This window comes from Streptomyces sp. NPDC016851, assembly GCF_055562795.1.
The window spans coordinates 458652-478181 of the sequence record NZ_JBVHEP010000001.1 but is presented as its reverse complement, the minus strand read 5'-3'; the positions used below and the strand labels follow the sequence as shown (position 1 = coordinate 478181).

The following is a 19530-nucleotide window of genomic DNA, read 5'->3' as shown; positions in this document are numbered from 1 at the left end:
CGGCCCGTCGGGCGGCTGGCCCGTCCTGGCACGAGGCGCATCGGGTACCGGCGTTGAAGCGGCTGAGAAGGGCACCGCAGCGCGTGCACCGCCGCTGTCCGCTGTCGACCATGGTCGGAATTCTCCCTCGCTCTGCGACCACCGGGCCACGTTCCGCTGGCAGGGCTCATAAACACTCATGGGCGTGGGCCTTCGTGGCGGCCATCGTGGTGGAGCACCACCGACCGGAGCCGCGTGCCGCGACTCCCCGGACGTGAGGATCCGACTTGTGACCTCCTTGACCCTGCCGCCCCGGCCCTCCGGTTCGCCGCCGCTGGCCCATGCCTGGCAGACGCTGGCGGACGGGCTGCTGACCCAGCGGCTCCATCTCCATCTCGACGAATGGCGGGCTGCCGTCGCCGAGGAGAACGCGCTGCCGGACGTGCCGGGCACCGATGTCTCCGTGCTGGCCCAGCGCCCGTCTCCGCTGCCGGCAGGCGACGAGTCCGCGATGGCGCTGCTGGAGGACGTTGGGCTCGGCTTCTGGTGGGAGCTGCCCCAGCGGCACGGAGCGGGGTCGCGGAACCGGCGCGGGGCACTTCACCGCGCCGCCGACACCGCTGCCCAGAAAATCCTCGCGGAGCAGTCCGGGGCTGCATGGTCCGACGCAGTGACCGCCGTCAGCGCCGCCGCCGCGTGGTGGGTGGGCTTCTTCGCGGTCATCCGCCACCGCGGGGTGCACCACATCACGCTGGAGCCGCACCCGGGCCCGCTCCATGAGCAGGCCCTGGGCGCCGCGGTGAGCGTCGTGGCCCACGGCATGGCCACGCGAGTGCTGGAGGCGGCGCTGCGTAACTCCGACGACAACCCGGCCCTCCGCGCCGCGTACTGCCGGGCCATCGAGGCCGGCATCTGCGCCGAGCCCGAGCTGCCCCGCCTCATCGACGAGTTGGCGGAGCTGCGGCTGGTGGACCTGGTGTCCACCACGGCCCGGTGGCGGGGCCGCTTCACCAAGTACGCCGGCGGCACGGGGGCGGGGCAGGTCGAATGAACCACCGCAGTCCGTTCATCGTCATCGAGGGGCTCGACGGCACCGGCAAGACGACGCTGCGCAAGGGTCTGTTCCGGCTCTGGGAGGGGCTCTACGGCGTCACCCCGCTGTGCGTACTCACCACCAACTTCCTCGCGGCCGATCAGGCCGCCGCCATCGTCACCGGCAAGTACCAGCCGAACGCCGGGAACCGTGACGCCTACCTCTCCGCGATCGCCGCGGACAAGCGGGCCACGCTGGATCGACTCGTGCTCCCCCAGCGGCCGGCCCGGCCCGTGATCGCGGACCGCTGGCTTCTCAGCGAGCTGGCCTTCTTCGCCGTGAAGCACGGCATGAGGGCGTCGGAAACGTACGAGACGCTGGCCGCGCACCTCACCGTTGCCCCCGATCTCACGCTCGTCCTGGACCTGGAGACCGACGCCTCGATGAGCCGGGCGCAGGCCCGCCAGGGTGACGCCGTCCGGGCCGACTGGGACGTGCACGACGTCCAGAGCCGGGTTCGCGAGACCTACGAGGCCGTGGTCACGAAGCCCGACGAGTTCCCGCTCCTCGGCGACGTGGTCCGCCTAGACGCCCGCCGGCCCCGGTCCGAGGTGCTGCTCGCAGCCTGGGACGTACTGCGCGAACGGCAACTGGTGCCGTCGCTCGCCGCCCACGCGGAAGGAAAAGAGACCCATGGCTGACGGCACGAAGGCGACACGTCTGCGTGAGGCCCTCGCCGACAGCGAGCGGAAGCACCCGCTCCTGGCGATCGGTGCGGTGAACGCGCTCGCCGCGCACGTCGCGGTGGAGGCGGGCTTCGACGCCCTTTGGGTGAGCGGTCTGGAGGTGTCCGCGGCCTCCGGGCTACCTGACGCCAACGTCCTGGGTCCCCGGGACCTGTCCGACGTGGTCGCCTCGCTAGGCCGTGTCACCGAACTGCCCGTCGTCGTGGACATCGACAACGCGGGCGGCTCGGGGCGCACTGCGGAGCGGTTCGCGTACGACCTGATGCGCGCCGGAGCCGCTGCGGTGTGTGTCGAGGACAGCGCGTACCCGAAGTGCAACAGCTTCGCTGCCCACCGGGCGCAGGCTCTCGCCGACCGGGACCTTCTGTGCGAGCAGGTGGGGCGTATACGGAAGGTCGCCGGTGACGGCCTCGTGGTCATGGCCCGCACCGAGGCCCTGATCGCCGGGGAGGACATGGCCACGGCGATCACCCGCGCCGAGGCGTACGCCGAGGCCGGAGCGGATGCGGTGCTCATCCATTCCAAGGACGCGACCGGTGATCAGGCGCGGACCATCGGGCGTGCGTGGAGTCACGGCGTGCCGCTGGTCAGCGTGCCCACGGCGTTCCCCGACCTGAGCGCCACCGAACTCGGCGAGGCCGGCTTCCACCTCTGCATCTATGCGAACCAGCTCAGCCGTGCCGCCCTCGCGGGTATGCGCACCGCCGCTCGTCAGTTCCAGCGCGGAGGGAGCTTCCGTTCCACCGTCGCGGGGTCTCTGGCGGAGGTCGGCGACCTGATGCGCGTCGGCGAGCCGGAGGCGCTGTCGTGTCTCTGACGCCCGAGCTGCCTCGGATCAGTGTGTCCGTGAAGGCGGCGATCGTGCGCGACGGTGCCGTCCTGCTGCTGTCGTACGACGACGAGGCCGGGTTCCACTACAACCTCCCGGGAGGCAAGGCCCAGGTCGGTGAAGACCTGCGCCAGGCCGTGAACCGCAAGGTCGCGCAGGAGACCGGCCTCCAAGTCGTGGCCCGGCGTTTGCTGTGCGTCGTCGAGTACGTCCCCGAGTCGTGGCAAGGCGAGTTCGGGGACGTACAGAAGGTTCAGTTCAACTTCCTCGCCGAGCAGGTGGACGACGCCGAGCCGCGCATGCCGGAACCTCCGGACCCCATCCAGGTGGGCTTCGAGTGGGTTCCGCAGGAACGCCTGAATGACGTGTACCTGCTGCCCAGGATCAACCGACCGCTGTCGGCGGCGTTGAGCGGGGAGCTCGCCGACCCCTTCGTGGACAGGTGGTGACCTTCATGGACTCGACGTTGAGGGATCTGCGGGAGTGGCTGCTGCGGGAGCACTCCGGCACGGTCTGTGCCGACCGGCTCCGCGTGATCGCCGACGAACTCGCCGACCTGACCGCTCGCGGTCTGCCGGGACCCGTGGTGGAACTCGGTTGCTACAGAGGCGCGATGGCCCTCTGGATCCGCAGCGTGCTCGACTCGCTGGGCGACCGCGACCGCGAGATCCACGTCTACGACTCCTTCCAGGGTATGCCCGCGCCCGGCGCCGAGGACTCGGACCATCTAGCGGCGGGCGAGCTCCGGTCGTCCCCGGACGACGTGCGCGCCACGCATGCGGCCTGGGGCAGGCCGGCGCCGGTCATCCATCCGGGGTGGTTCGACGAGACCCTTCCCAAGGAGCTGCCTGACGAGATCGCGTTCGCCTACTTGGACGGCGACTTCTACGACTCAACCATCACGGGACTCATGCACTGCGTCACCCGCCTGGTGCCGACGGGTGTGTTGCTCGTCGACGACTACGCGAACACTGCGGTCAATCCGCGGGCCTGGGACGGCCTCCCGGGGGTGAAGCGCGCCTGCGACGCGTACTTCGGCGGGCCTTCGCCTGTGACCGTCGTCGTCGGCGAGGGTGATCTCGCCTTCGGCCGGTACGAGAAGCCGGAGTTCCGCGGATGAGCGCTGTCTTGGTGCTACGCGGTGCGGCGGACGCGAGCGCGATCCGCCGCACCCTGCCCGATGTCCTCGTACACGAGTTGCCGGATCTGGACTCGCCTCCGCCTGCCGACACGGCTGTGCTCGTCCTGCGTTCCGGCGTCCGTCTCGGCGAGAGGGAGCTCGACGCGCTCCCTTGTCTGCGGCACGTCGTACGGACCGGCTCCGGCATCGACCACATCGACGTGAACGCCCTTCGGCAGCGTGGCATCACTCTGCACCGCAACGCCAAGGCCGGCGCGGGCGCCGTGGGCGAGTGGGTCCTCGCCGCTGCCCTCGCACTAGCCCGGCGGATCCCCTTGGGGCAGCACGCGCTGCTCCTCGGTCGGCACGAGAAGCAGGCATGCATGGGCGCGTCACTCGGCACCCTGGCCACAGGGATCTGGGGAGCTGGCCCGGTGGGGCTGGCCGCCGACTGTGCCCTCGCCCCCTACGTGGGCCGCACGGCCTTCGCTGCGTGGCCGTCGAACCCTCCCGGTCTGCGTGAGCTGTCGCAGACAGCGCTCATAGAGCAGTCGCAGGTACACGTGATCGCTCTGCCGCTGCGCCCCACGACCGAAAATCTCTTCGGCGAGGACTTCCTCGAACGCGTCGCTCCGCAGCGGCCTCTGCTCATCTGCGTAGGGCGGCTGGAGACCCTCGACGTCGCGGCCTGCCTGCGGGCACTGGCGGACGGGAGGCTTTCGGGCCTCGCACTCGACCCGGTCGAGCGGCAGCACCTGCCGCTCCTCACCGGCTCCATGACGCCGCTCAACCTACTGGTCTCGCCCCACATCGGCGCCCAGCGCTCCGACGTGCGCGGCGCACTCGACCGATGGGCCATCGATCTCCTCAGGGAGATCACCGCCGACCGCAAGATCCTGATCGAAGGAGGCCACCGGTGAACCCATCGGCACGACGGCGCCGGGAGATCGCCGACAGAGTCGCCCAGGCTCTGCTCGCATCCGGTGAGGCCCGCGAGGTCTGGCTGGAGGGGGCCCTCGCCTGCGGCTTCGCCCACGCGGCGAGCGACATCGACCTGCGTGGCATCGTGGACGGCGCCCTTCCGGGGTGGGAGTCACGCATCGTGGACGGCGTCCGTGTCGACCTCCAGGCGACGGCGCCGCAACAAGCCGAGGAACTCCGTCACCTGCTCCGCTCCTTCGACGTCCACCGCGACGATCTCGGATCGTTCCGCCGGGTACGCGCCTCGATGCACGACCTCATGTGTCTGCGCACCGCTCTCTCGTACGGCTCCGGACGCTGGGATCCGGTGCTCGACCCCGGGGAGCGCCAGGGCTACCGACGCTGGGCGGTCGCCGACCAGGCGGAGGTCGCGGCGAGCCTCGCCGAAGACCTGACCGGCCTCGTCGAGGACGGCCTGGCCGAATCGGCCGGCGTCGTGTGCCGGAAGCTGGAGACCTGTCTCGCCGCGCTCGGCTGCGCGGCGGCCGGCCACCCGGTCCTGGGCGACAAGTGGCTGCCGCTGCTTGCCAGCGCTCCGTTCCATCCGCCGCTCGCTCCGGCCCGCACGGAAACGTGGGAGTGGTTCCATCCGGTTCAGCGACGCGTGACCAGAGCGCTCCTGGACTGTTGGCCCGTCGACGACCCGCTGCAGAAGCCTCCCAACCTGGGTGGTGCCCCTGACGTCGGCTGGCTGCCCCAGCGGTACGCCGACGGATGGTTCCTTCGCCGCGGCGACGTCCACATCACCATCACCGGCGGACAGCTCCTCGGGTGGCTGTCCACGGTCTCGACCGATGGCGCGTAGACCGCGCCTCTCCTCCTCGGGAGGTCTCTGATGCCCATCACCCGCACCGCCCCCACGCACCTGGAGAGTCTCTACGCCCCAATGTCGAGCACCGGGCCGGACACGGCGGTCTCCGTCATCCTCAAGCTGCGGGGAGAGACCTGCGACATCGACTGCCTGTACTGCTTCGAGAAGCGCAAGGAGTCACCGGGCGGCGCCCGTATCAGCGCGGAACAGGTCCACCGCCTCGGTTCGATCTTCTCCGGGCGTCCGCTCAGCGTCGAACTCCACGGCGGGGAGCCCCTGACCGCCGGCCGGGAACGGATCGCGGAGATCCTGGACGCGCTCGCCACACAGCCGAACGTCATCCGCGTGAGCCTCCAGACCAACGGTCTCCAGCTCGACGACGCCTGGCTGGACCTGTTCGAGCGGCACTACCCGGAGCTGGAAATCGGCATCTCCCTCGACGGGGACGCGCTGGGGAACTCGTGGCGAGTGGGCTACGACGGCCGCCCCACCTACCCGCGAGTGGTCGAAGCCTTGAAGCTCCTCGGCCGCCGGGAACGCCGCATCGGCGTCATCTGCGCCGTCACCCCGTACGTCCTCGGCCGGGCCTCCGAGGTCATGGAGCACCTCGCCTCCTTTCCCACCGTGACGACGGTCAGCCTTGTGCCGTGCTTCGACGCGGCGGTCACCCGGTCGACCACGGTGGTCGGATCCCGTGCGCCGACCAGTCGGGCACTCCAGCGACGGGCCATCGGCCCCACCGGCCCGGCCTGGGCCGTCACGCCTCGCCAGTACGCCGACTTCGTGTTGGAGGCCGCCCACCACTGGGTCGCCGACGGCATGTTCCGCCGCGTCAAACTGGAGCCCGTCGTCTCCGCCATCCGCCGTCTGAAGGGTCTGGGGACCCGTTCCTGTCACTTCTCCGATTTGAAGTGCGACCACGTCCTCACCCTCTATCCCGATGACCGCCTGGGAAGCTGTGACGAGCTGCCCTGGCCGCAGGCCGGCCTAGCCTCCCTCGGCGACGTCCACACCGAGGCGGACGTGGCCAGCGCCCAGGGGGGCTCTCACTTGCTTCAGCAGGCACGCTCCCTGGTCACGAGGTGCACGACCTGCGACTACCGCGACACCTGCGGCGCAGGCTGCCCGGCCGTCCGCCTCCGTTTCGCCGCCGCGGGCGACGAAGACGCGTACTGCGACCACCGCATGCGCCTGATCGACGGCGTCGCCGCCCTCCTCGCCCAGCCAGACCTCCCGCCCGGTGCCTCATGTTCCCGGTTGCGCTGGCGTCCCGTCCGCCCCAACAACATGCACCACGTCTCCGCCTTCCTGGCCCGCTGGAACGACCCCACTGTTCCCCGCCCGCCCGCGCGTCTCCAGGTCAGCGCCAACGGGAACATCAACACGGTCGGCCTCCCTGGCGTGCACGAGGCAGACGATCTCGACCCCCACCATCCCCAGTGGTACGAGGGCATCGAGTCCGGCATCCGCCCGGTCGTCGACTCGCTCACCTCAGGCTGGAACGCCGTCACCTACGACAGCTGCCAGGGTCACGCCTACGCAGACCTCACCGGAGCCGAGCCCCGGTTCCTCTCGGTCGGCATCCTGCCGCGCGACCGCGCCGAGTACGCGCGCACAGCTGCACGCCTATGCCGTGCCGCCAGCCGAGCCGAGTCCTTCCTGCCGGGCGCGTGTTCGCTGGTCCTCGCTCGCGGCGAACTCGCCTGCCGCACCACCGGCCGGGTGTATCCGACGCTCGACCTCCATCTCGTGCCCGCTGCCGGCACCACGTCGGCCGAGTACTTCGAGGACCTCGCCCAGGCGGTGCACGTACTCACGGTGGCCCTGGCCGAAGCCGCCTCCGCCCCGCCGTCCACCCCCTGCGCGTGCGGAGGCGACCAGTGATCCACATCGCCGAGACTCTGTCCACTCGTACTGTGGAGGGCTTCCTCAAGCCGGACGAGATCGAGCAACTCAACCTCGTCATGGACGACACACTCGGCTCCCTCGGGCGCAACCGGTACGGCACAGCTCGCCGTACCACCATCCATGAGATCCCCGGTCACTCAGCCGCCGAGGCGCAGGACGTCTACGAGCCAGCTGGCCGGATCGAGATGACCGACATCCCGTCCGAGGCGACCGCCCTCCTCGACCAGGCCCTGAAGCTGCACATGGCCGTCATCACGCGCGCCCTGCCGTCGGTCACCGGCCACCGGCCGTGGATCTACCTCGAATACGGCCCCGCCCAGTACGTCACCCCGCATGCCGATGGCATCGCTCCCGATCCCCTCACTCGTCCCCGCCAGATCGCCGCCGCGACGGTCACGCTCACGGACATCCACGACACCGGCGGCGCGTTCTACGTGGAGACCACGGGCAGCGACGCCGTCTGGACCGCCGACGAGGCGCCGATCGGATCGGGTTACGCCCAGGGAATGCGCTTCGCACACGAAGGGGCGGACATGTCCTCCCCCTGGTTCCGCGCCATGCCCCGCACCCGATGGAGCGTCGCACCCGCTCCCGGCACGCTCGTGGTCTTCGGCAGTCAGCTCGTCCACGGCACCGAACCCGTCCGCGCCGGGCGCGTTCGCAAGTTCCTCACGCTCTTCGTCTCCGAGTAGGAGGCTTCCCCGCCATGACTGGCCCCCGCGGCCCGCCCCGCAGCCACGCCCCCAACCCACGGCCCCGACCAGAGGAGAGAGCGAGCAGTGGCAGAAGACAAGACATTCGACGAGTTCCTGGAGGCAGTCGCGTCCCTGCGCGACAGCGACCCCGTGCGCACCACCGCGCACACCTCCAACGCGGCCACCGAGACCTGGCTGGCCACCACGGTGCAGCCCGCCACCGCAGAGCCCACCACCGAGTCCTGACCCGCCACGGGGCCGGGCCGTCCCGGTCCGGCCCCGTTCGACCCCTGGAGCCCCAGATGAGCGCTCTCTCCCCGGAAGCCCTGGTCGCCCTCGGTGGCATCGCTGACCATCAGCGCCTACGGACCAGCCGTATCACCTCCGTACTCGCCAACTGCCTCGGCTCGTCCGCTCTCGACTACGCCGTGGCCCACCATCTACTCGAAGGCGCCGAACACGCGGCGCGCGCCCGGGACGCGGACCGCCTCGACTGGTACCGCCGTACGACGGTGGGAGACCTCACCCACCTGTCGACCGGCCCGCACATCGTGCTCAACCCGCGCACCGCGGACCTGCTCCGCTCGCGGATTTCCGAAACCGCGTACTACCTCGTCGGCCCCGACACCAGCCCCGCCCCACCCGAGGCCCTTGGCCTCGTTCGTGCCGCCATCACCTCCGCGACCGAGCACGGCTTCGGGACCCTGCTCGCTCAGCACGCCCCCGTCATCTGCCTGCTCAACCGTCGCCGACTCGACGAGACCCTCCACAGCTGGGCCATCACCCGCCTCCCGGGCACCGTCTTCACCGACTACACCGCTCACCCCGAGGTCCTGGCCCGCGACCTGATCCACGAGGCCGCCCACAACTGGCTCAACGACGCCCTCGCAGCACACAACGTGCGCCTCCCCACGGACGTCACCTTCTTCTCGCCCTGGCGAGGCACCGACCGTCCCGTCTTCGGATTTCTCCATGCATGCTGGGCCTTCTCCCTCACCGTGCTGTACGTACGGGAGGCGCAGCGCAGCGCCACGGGCGCCGTCGTACCCTTCCTCGACACCCACCTGCGCCAGCAGGCGGTCCAGTTCGCTGCCGCCACCGAGCAGATGGAACAGGCCCTCTCGTACGTGACCGCACACGAGATTCGTGAACGGATCGGTCGCGCGGTCGGCAAGGTCGTGGGTCCAGCGGGATCAGAAGCATCACCATTCTGCTTGTAGGCGTTCGGCAGGAGGCGAGCCCCCTCGGTTCGTCCGCGACTAGGGGATCAGCTCGGATGGTTGGCCGTGCAGATGGCTCCGTATGACCGGCTTAGAAGCTGTTGTCGTTCCGATCTTGAGGGGTGCGCGTCGAACGAGAGTCTCGATCGGGTGATCGCAGCTGGCCGCGGGCATGAGAACAGGGACTCTTGGTAGCTCGAGGTTGCGAAGCCAACCGAGATCTGGGAGACCCTGTTGCCGCAGTTGTACGTGCTCGCGCCGGTGGAGTTCAACTCGGCTGCACCAACGTGTGATTGTGTCGCTCACCGGTTCGGGAATGCGGCCGATCATCCGGAACGCGTTCGGCGGTACCCCTCGGACATGACAGACGCGGAGTGGGCCGTAGTCCGGCCGCTGCTGCCGGTGCCGGGCTGGCTGCGGGGGCGGGGCGGCCAGCCGGAGGCGTACTGCCACCGGGCGATGCTCGATGCAATCCGGTATCTCGTCGACAACGGGATCAAGTGGCGGGCGATGCCCGGGGGCTTCCCGCCATGGGAGCGGGTCTATGCGTTCTTCCGTCGCTGGCGTGACCATGGTCTGGTCAGGGAGTTCCACGACCGCCTGCGCGGACAGGTCCGCGAGGAGCTGGGCCGGGACGCGGAGCCGACGGCCGCGCCGGCCGAAGCTGTCTGGAACCCCCTGACGACCTCGGCGAAGTTCCGCTCCGCCTCGCCGCCCACGGCGAAGACGGACGGCGAAGCTGTGGACCAGGTGACCGGAACCTCGTTTAGGTAGGCGTCACACTGCGTGAAGTTGCTCCAGTTGATCCGGAGGGTGACCTCTGGCTCGTTGACACGTCGCGTCGTGATGGTGGTGACATGGGCCAAGCAGGCGGCTGCGAACCGGCCGATGCCCTTGGCTCCGAGCACACGCCGCCCGCCCGACTCGCTGCGGTGGTTCCGGTGCCTGTGCGGAGTGGCGATCTCCATCCGGGTACCGCGCACCGTGTCCGGGGACATACCGTGCCCGTCGTCCCATACTTCGATCGAGCCTTGACCCTCCTCGAGCGGTGGGTTGAAGCGGATCAGTACGAGGCTGGCATCAGCGTCGTAGGAGTTCTTCACCAGTTCGGTGAGCACCACACGCTCGTTGCTAATCAGTTCCTCGCCCAAGGTGCTCATCAACCGCGCGCGCGGCCGGAGATACGCTTCCGTGCCCTCCGCATCCAACTGGGCCCCACTTTTGGTCCGTTTCGGTCCAGCCCTCAGCGCGGCGGGACGGAGGCAGATTCTATCGACGTTGCGGATGACGGCCCGTGCGTAGCCGTGCGGCTGAGGACATCCTTGCTCAGGAGTGGCTGAAAACCGCTCCAGAGCGGCGCCAACCAGGGAAATGACTCACTCTGGTGTGCCTTCTGGCGGGCGGATCCGTTGGGGCGTAACGGGTGGAACGGGATGGTTGTGCGCGAGGCCCCTGATCGAGCTGTCGGCGGCATCCCGTACGATCGATCATTTCAAGGGTGTGCCAGAAACATCATCTCGAAGACACAGTGGGCGAACCTTACCGATCATGAAGCCCGCTGGCGGATCGAGCCAGGTGGATGCCGGGTGTTCGGGAGGCTCGACCTCGTCGGAATTGTTGCTTCCGCGAGCGTGTCCGTGATCTCCTGGTGCTCGTTCGTCTCGTGCGTGTTGGAGGTTGTGCTGTGGAGAAGGGGAAGTACGGCGTACCCCTGGAGCGGAGCGACTACCTTCCGCTCGAACGGCACGAGGAGAGCTGCTCTCCGGAGGACTTCCGGAAATGGCTGAAGACCCACGGTAAGGGCAAGCGGCTCGCCGTCGACCTTTTCTCCGGAGCCGGCGGTCTGAGCTACGGCGTGAAGCAGGCGGGTTGGACGGTCGCGGCTGCCGTCGACTTCGACGAGCGCGCTCTGGAGACCCATGCGGCGAACTTTCCCGGCATGAGTCTCCACATGGACCTCGGTAACCCTGACGAGCGTGACCGCTTGGTTGAGCTCCTGAAGACTGCTGACATCGACCTGATCGCAGGCGGGCCTCCCTGCCAGCCCTTCAGCCGCGCGGGACGCAGCAAGATCCGGGATCTTGTGACGAACCACAAGCGGGACCCGGAGGATCTTCGCAAGGAACTGTGGCGCGCCTACGTGGACGTTGTCACGCGTGTCAGGCCCCGGGCCATCCTCATGGAGAACGTGCCAGACATGGGGCTTGGAGACGACTTCTTCGTGGTGCGCACGATCGAGCAGCACTTGGAGGATCTTGGGTACGCCACGCAGGTCCGCCTTGTCGACGCCTGGCACTACGGTGTTCCGCAGCACCGGAAGCGCCTGATCCTGCTCGCGAGGAACGACGTCGAGCGCTTCGACTGGCAGCCGAAGCAGGACGGCTTCACCAGCCTCCGTGAGGCGATCGGCGACCTTCCCGGCCTCGATCCGCAACCCAGGAAACGCGTCGGTGAACGAGAGATGCCCTACCGCATGCCAGAGGCTCCCTCCGCCTTCGTGGAGATGATGCGTAAGGGCGCCCCGGAGGGGCTTGTCTGGGACCACATGACGCGCCGGGTCCGAGACGACGACTGGAAGATCTTCTCCGAGCACATGGACTCCAAGACCCTGTACTCGGATATTCCGGAGGAGTTCCGTCGCTACAGTGCCGAGAACTTCACGGACAAGTACAAGAAGCTGGCCTGGGGTGAGCGCAGCCGTTCCATCACTGCGCATATCGCCAAGGACGGCTACTGGTACATCCACCCGGACGAGCCCCGAACACTCACTGTGCGTGAGGCGGCCCGGCTGCAGACGTTCCCGGACTGGTTCCGGTTCGCCGGCACCCGTAGCGACGCCTTCCGGCAGATCGGAAACGCGGTGCCACCGCTGCTGGGCAAGGCAGCAGCCGAGGCACTCGCACCCGTGGAAGGCGTGCAGGCACAGCTCGGAGGACTACAGCCGCATTGGCGGCAGGTCAGGGAGGAGCTGGTGGCCTGGGCCCGGGAGAGGCGGAACGGCGACGACTGGTGCCACCTCCCCGGCGAGCAGATGTCGCAGCTCGCGGCAGCCGTGATTGCGCTTCTCTCCGGCGCCAAACCGTCGGCAGCCCAACTGGACGAGATCCTGAAGGACGTGAGATGGCGCAAGACCCTCACGTCCAAGGCGTTCCAGAACCTCTTGGACGCAGCCCCCTCCGAGAAGATCAGGACACGACTGGAACGCCTTGCTCCGCTCGTCGATGACTCAGCCGCCTGGCAGGAGAACAGGCGTCTTGAGATTCCCAAGCGCCTCGCCCTCAAGCCGGCCGAAGCGTCGCTCTATCGCCTGCTGGTGGGCGAGGACCTCCTCTGGGTGGGCCAAGGGGCGCTACGCGTTGCCGCGCGCCTGAACGACAGCGACGCGGACCGCACGAACAGACTCAGTGACGGCCGGGTCAACCTGGTAAGGCTCGTGGGCGCCGGGGGCGAGGACGCACCGCTCCGGATGGCGGCGCTGCGTCTCATCAGCAACACGGTCTGCAGCGCGCGTGAACCGATGTGCTCCGAATGCCCGCTGAGTAAACACTGCAAGCGGAAGTCCGACGCATCAGACGTCTCAGTGACCACAAAGGGCAACGGGGAATCACAGGTCAGGGAGCGCGGAGAGAGGAAACAGACCGCGACGTAGGGGGAGCGGGCTGGAGGATGGCGATCAAGAGGGCTGCCCGGTGCAGGCTTCGTACACCCTGAGCGCGGCCTGCTCGACATCGGTGCGGATCTCGCACTCCCAAACGCGGAGCACGGTCCAGTTCTCCGACTTGGCCGCCTCGGTGTTGCGGAGGTCCCGCGCTCTGTTCGTCTCGATCTTCTCCCTCCACAGCGGGGCTCGGAAGTCCGCAGGCCCGTGTACTGGGCAGCCATGCCAGAAGCACCCGTCGACGAAGACGGCGACGCGGTACCTGGGCAGGACGAAGTCCGCTCTGCAGCGGGCAGCCACCCGGCGCTGAAGTCGGAACCTCAGCCCGAGCCGGTGCACGGCGCGTCGGAGAGCGACCTCCGGAGCGGTGTCACGTACGCGCCGCCCGCGCAGGTGACCGCTCTTCTCGGTGCTGACCCAACCGGTGCCCGCCGTGTCGTCTCCCGTTGCCATGCTCGTTGTCCCGCCGTCGGCAGATCTGGGCGTGGGGAGGGTGCCCCACTCTCCCCACGCTTAGGGAACCATCTGAACTCCGGATCGACAGCCAGGGCCGGATCGAACTCCCCATGAGCCTGCTAGCGGGGGCGGGCATCGCGCCGGAGGCCGCCCTCATCGCGTTCAGTGACGGAGACGGGCGGATCGTGCTCCGCCGCGCCGAGAACGCGATGAGGGACCTGATCGAGTGGGGGCAGCTCTGACCGTCGGAGGGGCGTCGTCTACGCCCCCGGGGTGAACCCGAGGGACAGGGCCTCGTTGCGAGCGTGCAGGGCCTGCACCGCCTGCGGCTCGGGGACCTCTTGGTCTAGTTCGAGACGCCTTCCGACGTACTGGGCCAGCTGACGCTGCGCGGGTTCGAGGTTGTGGGTCTCCTTGGCCCAGCGCTCGAGCGCATACCACTCTTCCGCAGGGACCATCGTCACCGCGTCCCCGGCCCTCTCGTCGCCATCGGTGCCGCCCGCGAGTGCCTCCTCGTCCAAGGGGTGCTCGCGGAGCTCCGACTGCAGGTCGCGGGGGACGGTCCAGCGAACCCTGGAAACCGCGTCCCAGCAGCTGGGCTTCTTGGCCCATTCGCCGACGTGGTTACCCTCGCGTGGATTGGTCACCACCGCCATGACCCGAGGACACAGGTCGTCGATCGCGTCTTCGAGAGCCGGCGAGATCCGCTGTTCACGCCAGATCCGGTCGAGGTCGATGCGCCGGTCCGTGGCGAGGGACAGGCGTGCCACCGTGTAGGTCGTGATCATGCTCTTGTAACTGCCTGCATCGTGGGTCGCCGCGATGCGGTCGACCGCTTTGAACAGAACAGCCATCGCGATCACGCGTTGGCAGTACTGCACGTCGACGTGAGGGGGCGCCTCGTCGATGCGGACCATGAACGCCGCGAAATTCTTCTGCGCTCCACGACTGACCTGGAACGGAAGGTGGTTCCAGGAGTTGACGTACTTGGCGAGGTCCGCCTTCGTGAACTTCTGCCTCGTAGGGTTGAGCTTCTTGAAGGTGCGCTGCTTCGCGGGGGTCCGGGCCTTGGCCACCTCGTCGGTGTACTGGCCGCGTGCACGCTCGTAGAACCAGTGAGTCTCCTGACCGCTCCCGTCGGTCGCCGGCGCCCAAAGGGATCGCGTGATCCGCTGGACGGCCACGTGGTACTCGTGGTTCGAACTGAAGTCGACCAGCGTCACCCGGTTCTGTGTGTTCGAGTACTCGGAGATCATCGGGACGATCTCCGCGAGCCGCTCGGGGGACACCTCCGTCAGTTTCATCTGTACCGACACATGCGAGAGATCCGCCTTGTCGCGGCTCTGCGCGTAGTGCAGTGACGCCGTCGTCTGGCCACCGTTCACCACTTGGAGTCCGTGAACACGGGAAATGCCTGTCGGCTGTCCGTCCGGGCCGTGCACGAAGTCGACCTGCGAGGCGGTCGCCGTGATGCCGTTGTTGTACGCCAGGAACCTGCCGGGCGCACTCAGGAGCGTCTCCCTGATTCCCCGGTTCACCGAGCCACGGGCCTGCAGGAACGAGCGGACGTTGAGTTCGAGGAGTCGGGTGCCGTACTCCCCGTACAGCTCGGCCAGTCTCCGCCCCGGGATGACTGCCATGGCCACCGAGTGGTCCGACTCGCTGCTGGGCGCGGAGACGCACGGCAGCGGAGGTTCGAAGGAGACCACGATGGGCTCGCTGATGCTGCCGGACGTCGCATGGCGGTGCAGCCGCGCCAGGTCCCACACCTCGTGGGTCACGGGGAGACCGTCGAAGTCGGTGGGCGGAACCACGGTGCTGGTGCCGACACGGTTACTGAGGAGGAAGAGCCGGATCCTCTGTACCTCGGTGAGGGCCTTCTCGACCGCCGCGCACATGTCGTAGACGTCGAAGGACTCGTCGATGTGCTGACGCAGCCCGTCCCGGCACCGTTTTACGAACGTCAGCAGCCGCTTGAAGGCCGTCTCGGTCTGGCTCTTCGTGAGCTTGGACTGCGAGGGGTCCAGGGTGAAGTCCGTGACGAACAGGTCGAGGCACTCCCCGGACTCCCCGATGCCATATCCGTGGACCAGATGCCCTTGCGCCTTGTGGTAAGCGGTGAAGGTGTTGGAAGCGATGCCCGCCTGCTCCAGGTCTTCGAAGACCCGGCGGGTGAACGCCTCCGGGGGATTGGTTCCCTCTGCGTCGGCGGTCGCCTGGACGTCTGCCACGAGATCGCGGGAGTACTCGGACAGGTCGAGCTCAGGCATGCAAGCCCCCGATCAGTTCGGTCACCTCGTCGGTCGTGGCGCGGTACGCATCCAGCCCCGAGGTACTCACGTGGTAAGTGCAGTCGCCGACACCTGCCGCGAGATCCGCTTCGACGATTCTCGGAAAATCCCCCCGCACATGCCAGAAGTGCAGGTCGCGAAGGGTGTAGCGGGGCTCGTCGTACATGTCTCGCTGTCCGGGAAGGTATCCGGCTTGGACGAGACGCCCATCGAACTCAGCCCGGTCAGCGAAGCTGGTGAGCCGCTCGCGTATGCGTTCGACCAGCCGGTTCAGACTCTCGCCCGATCCACCACGCCGTTCGTCGAGCATCGCCAGTGCCAGCAGCAGCGCGGGCGTGCCGGTGCCGTCCAGCTGCCGCTCGCTGGCGATACGGATGCTCCGCGGACGCTTGGCGGTGCTGGCCTTCGCCTCGATCGCCACCTCGGGTAGCTGGAAGTCCTGGTTGGCTCCGCTCGGACCAGTCCACGCCTCCACTGCATCAGCCGGGTCGACAGCGGGCAGGACGTGCTCTCGGAGTACGAGGAGCTCGCCAACGAGGCCGCGGCGCGCCTCGGGCGCCAAGCCGTCCCTACTTACGGAGCGCAGGAGGTCCTGCCACCGCTCGAACCTGTCCACGGCGGCGGTCAGGGCGGCAGCGGCCTCGGGGGCGTCCCTGACGGTGTCGGCAACGTCGGTGACGAGCGGGTTGAAAACCTCACGCAGTTCGTTCGCGGTCAGGACCACCTGGAGTTCGTACTCGAGCCGCGACACCGCGCTCAGGTTCATCTCCAGTCCGGCCGCACGCGGCAGCCGCCCCACCGAGCGCACGATGTGGTCCGCGGAGCGGGCGTCGGTCCTGAGGACCAACATGCGTTGGTGGCCAGGGTGGGTGACGGACAGGAAGACGTCCAGAGGAGCGTTCGGGTGCAGCCGAAGCCGGGACCTACCGGGCGTGATCTGGGGGGTCTCCAGGTCACGCCACTCGGCCTCGGTGACGGTCATTCCCCGCCCTCCTCGTCGTCGAAGGCGTCGAGGCCCTCCTGCTGCCAGATGGTGTTGACGACGTACTCCGTGTCGGACTGGTGCTCGGAGCGGGGGAAGCTCACCTTGAAGCCCACCAGAGGCGGTTCTGCCTCACCGTCCGGAGAGGCCGCCGGCCGCTCGATCAGGTAGATCAGCAGCAGGGCCTGGTCGGGCCTCCTCTGCCAGCGCAGGTGCTCGCCCGAGGGGGTCTGGGGAACCTTCTCCTTCTTCTTCATCACCGCGGCCATCTGCGTGGCGTCGAGAGCGGCCTTCACCTGGGCCGGTTCGAGGTCGAGGTACTCGTCGGGCGGACTGAGTACCCGGCGGATCGTGTAGCGCCCCTCCGTCCTGAAACCGGGGTTGATCGCCGCGCGGGTCACCGGCCCGATGGTGTGTCCGGCGACGTTCTGCGGATCCTGTGCCGCGGCCTTGCCGACCAGGTGCACCGTCCACTCAGGCAGTTCGCCCACCGCCACGCACTGGTCGATGTACTTCGCGATGAACCTGGGACGGACGCGCTGCGCCATGCGGTCGGTCTCGTAGCTGGAGAGGAAGTCGGCGATCACCTCGGAAGGCACCGACTTCCACGCGACATTGCCGCCCGAAACCTTCGACTCGGCCGCCGCGACGCCGTCGAGCCGCTGGACGAAGTCCTCAAGTGCCTTGAGGTTTTGGTCAACGGTCTTCTGAGCAAGGTTGAAGATCACGGTCTCCGGGCCCTCGCCGGAGTAACTGAGCATGACCTTCGTACCCTGGCGCATCTTGTTGGTGGCTGTGATCGCGAGGCCGAGCGAGGAGGCACGTACCTTCAGCCCGAAGTTCCTCGGGGTGAGGTTGAGCGCGGCCATTTCCTCCACCTCACGGCGCAGTTCGTCGGTCGCGGCGGTCACCTCGACGTACTTGGCCTGGAGGTCGGACGTCGTGTAGAGACGGCACAGGTCCTCGTACCCCGGGCGGAATCCGAACCACCGGCCCATCTGCAGCAGGGTGTCGTAGGTGTTGGACGTACGCAGGTAGTAGCTGACGGTCAGCCCTTCCAGGGTGAGTCCTCGGGAGAGTTTCTGACCTCCGATGGCGATGACGGAGAGACCGGTCCTACGGTGCTCGTAGTAGTCGAGCGCGTCACGTGAGGCGCCGTTCACCGTCTTGACCACGATCTTGCGCAGGGCTGGCATGACCTGTGGGGCCACCTCCTCCCAGGTCAAGGGCTCGGCCTCGTCCGCGGGGAAGTGGTCCGTGGTGGGGACGAAGTCGCGCTCCCACAGGGCTTGGAGCTCTGCCATCCGCTCTGGAGCCTGCCCGTACCGGTCACGGAGCGAGTCCACGAGAAGGCCCAGATGGTCGGCCACTTGGTCACGAACGATCCCCTGGACCGCGGTGAAGCGGGTGACGTGCACCAGCATGGAGTTGTGCACCTTCGTCTGCCCCCGCGCCCTGCGAGCGGCACACGAGAGCACGAACGAGGCGATCGCCTCACGCAGGGACTGGGGTAGGTCGTCGGACGGCACGAAGGCGGACTTGTGCTTGCTCGGAACCCAGCTCTCGGCGTCGTCCACGGGACGCACGAGCGGCAACGGGGGCACGTCGTCCTCGTCATCGTTGTCGACCTGGAGTCCGAAGACCCGCTCCGGACCGAGGTAGTTGGATGGTGAGGGCAGGGTCCGGATGAAGCTGTCGGGAAAGAGGTCGGCGCCGAGGTCGGCGTGGTCTACATCGGGATCGATGTAGATGTTGGCGTAGGGCGTCGCGGTGTACCCGACGTAGGCCGACTTCTCGAAACTCTGCATGAGGTCTCGGATCGCGGCGTTGGTCTTCGTCGGATCCGCGTCAGGGTCCCGCTTGGTGTTGATGGAGGCGTTGTCGGCCTCGTCGTCGATGACGAACAGCGGGATGTCACGCACGACCTTGCGGCCGGTCTCGTCCTCGGTGCCTTGGACCTCCGTCACCCAGGTACGCAGGTACTCGAGGATCTTCCAGTGCTTCTTCACGACTAGGACGACCGGGAACCGACCGAGGGGGAAGTTGACCGCGTTGGCCGCCTGACGACCGAAGTCGCCCTTCTCGGAGCTGTTGGTGGGCGACGCGATGTCGAGCCTCTTGGCGCCGGGCATCCGCCCAGCACCCATGAGTCGGGACTTCCCGTTCTGGTTGGACCGCTGCTGGTGCTGTGTGTCGAAACCCAGAAGGCCCTCGTCGACACGCAGTTGCGTCTGGCTGCGGAGGTCGTTGTGGATTCCGGCCAGGATCACCACGAACTGGTATCCCGCGTCCACGGCCTTCGCGGCGAGCCCGATGTACTGCCCTGTCTTGCCCGACTGAACCTGCCCGATCACGAGGCCGGTCCGGCGCCAGGAGCCGATGCGACGCGGGTCCTCCAACTGGCTCAGGACCTCGTCCGTGCTCTGGTCCAGCCGACGCACGACGACCGGGGGCAGGCTACGGACGTCCTCGAGGTAGCGCCGGTAGCGCTCCCAGAAGTCCCACTCGCGGTCGTTCTTCGCCTCCGGCAGCCACGGCTCGTGTCCCCTGTCGCTCTCCAGACCGGAGGAGCCCTCCTGGAACACGGCGGTTATGGCCTCGATCTCCTTGGCCAGCAGGTCTCGGTCGAGAACCTCCCCTTGGCCGGCCAACATCCCGAAGATGACGGTGACCGCGTTCTGTACCTCTTCCGGAGTCGGCTGGCGGTCCTGGGACAGCAAGGCGAGAACCAAGCGCCTGGCTTTGGCAAGGGACTCGAGGGAGTCCTCAGGGGTGGAACTCACAGCTGACCTCCAGCTGAACGGGGACGGTCTCGGGCAGG

Annotated in this window: 18 protein-coding genes and 1 pseudogene; 14 read left to right on the top strand and 5 right to left on the bottom strand. The window is 68.1% G+C overall.

All coding sequences use genetic code 11. The features are described 5' to 3' along the window. Positions 1-268 precede the first annotated feature (268 nt). The 12 genes from ACZ3I3_RS02225 (at position 269) to ACZ3I3_RS02170 (ending at position 10096) form a co-directional block, all read left to right on the top strand. The gene (locus ACZ3I3_RS02225; RefSeq protein ID WP_467361836.1) at positions 269-1030 is read left to right on the top strand and encodes a hypothetical protein; all 762 of its coding nucleotides are present in this window, start codon (positions 269-271) and stop codon (positions 1028-1030) included. After that, positions 1027-1713: a dTMP kinase gene (locus tag ACZ3I3_RS02220; protein WP_467361835.1), complete on the top strand. Its 687-nt coding sequence runs from the start codon at positions 1027-1029 to the stop codon at positions 1711-1713. The genes ACZ3I3_RS02225 and ACZ3I3_RS02220 overlap by 4 nt, the downstream gene beginning before the upstream one ends. Further along, on the top strand, positions 1706-2575 hold the full coding sequence (locus ACZ3I3_RS02215; RefSeq protein WP_467361833.1) for an isocitrate lyase/phosphoenolpyruvate mutase family protein: 870 nt from the start codon (positions 1706-1708) through the stop codon (positions 2573-2575). Before ACZ3I3_RS02220 ends, ACZ3I3_RS02215 begins: the two co-directional genes overlap by 8 nt. Further along, positions 2566-3036: an NUDIX domain-containing protein gene (locus ACZ3I3_RS02210; RefSeq protein ID WP_467361832.1), complete on the top strand. Its 471-nt coding sequence runs from the start codon at positions 2566-2568 to the stop codon at positions 3034-3036. The genes ACZ3I3_RS02215 and ACZ3I3_RS02210 overlap by 10 nt, the downstream gene beginning before the upstream one ends. Positions 3037-3041: 5 nt before the next feature. Further along, the gene (locus ACZ3I3_RS02205) at positions 3042-3707 is read left to right on the top strand and encodes a TylF/MycF/NovP-related O-methyltransferase (protein WP_467361831.1); all 666 of its coding nucleotides are present in this window, start codon (positions 3042-3044) and stop codon (positions 3705-3707) included. Further along, entirely contained in the window at positions 3704-4627 is a 924-nt protein-coding gene (locus ACZ3I3_RS02200) for an NAD(P)-dependent oxidoreductase (RefSeq protein WP_467361829.1), read from the top strand. Before ACZ3I3_RS02205 ends, ACZ3I3_RS02200 begins: the two co-directional genes overlap by 4 nt. Further along, positions 4624-5493, top strand: a complete 870-nt coding sequence (locus ACZ3I3_RS02195; RefSeq protein ID WP_467361828.1) for a hypothetical protein — start codon at positions 4624-4626, stop codon at positions 5491-5493. The genes ACZ3I3_RS02200 and ACZ3I3_RS02195 overlap by 4 nt, the downstream gene beginning before the upstream one ends. A 30-nt stretch (positions 5494-5523) precedes the next feature. Further along, a complete protein-coding gene (locus ACZ3I3_RS02190) occupies positions 5524-7383 on the top strand; it encodes a radical SAM protein (protein WP_467361826.1) in 1860 nt (619 codons plus the stop codon). Then, on the top strand, positions 7380-8099 hold the full coding sequence (locus ACZ3I3_RS02185) for a 2OG-Fe(II) oxygenase (protein WP_467361824.1): 720 nt from the start codon (positions 7380-7382) through the stop codon (positions 8097-8099). The genes ACZ3I3_RS02190 and ACZ3I3_RS02185 overlap by 4 nt, the downstream gene beginning before the upstream one ends. A gap of 87 nt (positions 8100-8186) precedes the next feature. Further along, entirely contained in the window at positions 8187-8348 is a 162-nt protein-coding gene (locus tag ACZ3I3_RS02180; protein ID WP_467361823.1) for a hypothetical protein, read from the top strand. A 56-nt stretch (positions 8349-8404) separates the two neighbouring features. Next, the gene (locus tag ACZ3I3_RS02175; protein WP_467361821.1) at positions 8405-9322 is read left to right on the top strand and encodes an aKG-HExxH-type peptide beta-hydroxylase; all 918 of its coding nucleotides are present in this window, start codon (positions 8405-8407) and stop codon (positions 9320-9322) included. 360 nt (positions 9323-9682) lie between these two features. Further along, a complete protein-coding gene (locus tag ACZ3I3_RS02170; protein ID WP_467361819.1) occupies positions 9683-10096 on the top strand; it encodes a transposase in 414 nt (137 codons plus the stop codon). Between the two features lie 17 nt (positions 10097-10113). Here ACZ3I3_RS02170 and ACZ3I3_RS02165 read toward each other — a convergent pair. Continuing rightward, positions 10114-10482 (bottom strand): annotated as a pseudogene (locus ACZ3I3_RS02165) (ATP-binding protein); the annotation flags it as partial. A 524-nt stretch (positions 10483-11006) separates the two neighbouring features. Here ACZ3I3_RS02165 and dcm point away from each other — a divergent pair. Further along, a complete protein-coding gene (dcm, locus tag ACZ3I3_RS02160) occupies positions 11007-12971 on the top strand; it encodes a DNA (cytosine-5-)-methyltransferase (RefSeq protein WP_467361818.1) in 1965 nt (654 codons plus the stop codon). A 24-nt stretch (positions 12972-12995) separates the two neighbouring features. Here dcm and ACZ3I3_RS02155 read toward each other — a convergent pair whose 3' ends face one another. Next, the gene (locus tag ACZ3I3_RS02155) at positions 12996-13433 is read right to left on the bottom strand and encodes a very short patch repair endonuclease (RefSeq protein WP_467361817.1); all 438 of its coding nucleotides are present in this window, start codon (positions 13431-13433) and stop codon (positions 12996-12998) included. Positions 13434-13546: 113 nt separating this feature from the next. On the opposite strand from ACZ3I3_RS02155, the gene ACZ3I3_RS02150 reads away from it, so the two are divergent. Next, positions 13547-13678: a hypothetical protein gene (locus ACZ3I3_RS02150; RefSeq protein WP_467361815.1), complete on the top strand. Its 132-nt coding sequence runs from the start codon at positions 13547-13549 to the stop codon at positions 13676-13678. 18 nt (positions 13679-13696) lie between these two features. Here ACZ3I3_RS02150 and ACZ3I3_RS02145 read toward each other — a convergent pair whose 3' ends face one another. The 3 genes from ACZ3I3_RS02145 to ACZ3I3_RS02135 are packed head-to-tail and all read right to left on the bottom strand — an operon-like array spanning position 13697 to position 19492. Continuing rightward, on the bottom strand, positions 13697-15706 hold the full coding sequence (locus ACZ3I3_RS02145) for an AIPR family protein (RefSeq protein WP_467361814.1): 2010 nt from the start codon (positions 15704-15706) through the stop codon (positions 13697-13699). Continuing rightward, positions 15699-16709 (bottom strand): PD-(D/E)XK motif protein, encoded by a 1011-nt coding sequence (locus tag ACZ3I3_RS02140; RefSeq protein ID WP_467361813.1) that lies wholly within the window; start codon positions 16707-16709, stop codon positions 15699-15701. Before ACZ3I3_RS02140 ends, ACZ3I3_RS02145 begins: the two co-directional genes overlap by 8 nt. Continuing rightward, the gene (locus ACZ3I3_RS02135; RefSeq protein ID WP_467361812.1) at positions 16706-19492 is read right to left on the bottom strand and encodes a Z1 domain-containing protein; all 2787 of its coding nucleotides are present in this window, start codon (positions 19490-19492) and stop codon (positions 16706-16708) included. The genes ACZ3I3_RS02140 and ACZ3I3_RS02135 overlap by 4 nt, the downstream gene beginning before the upstream one ends. Positions 19493-19530 lie beyond the last annotated feature (38 nt).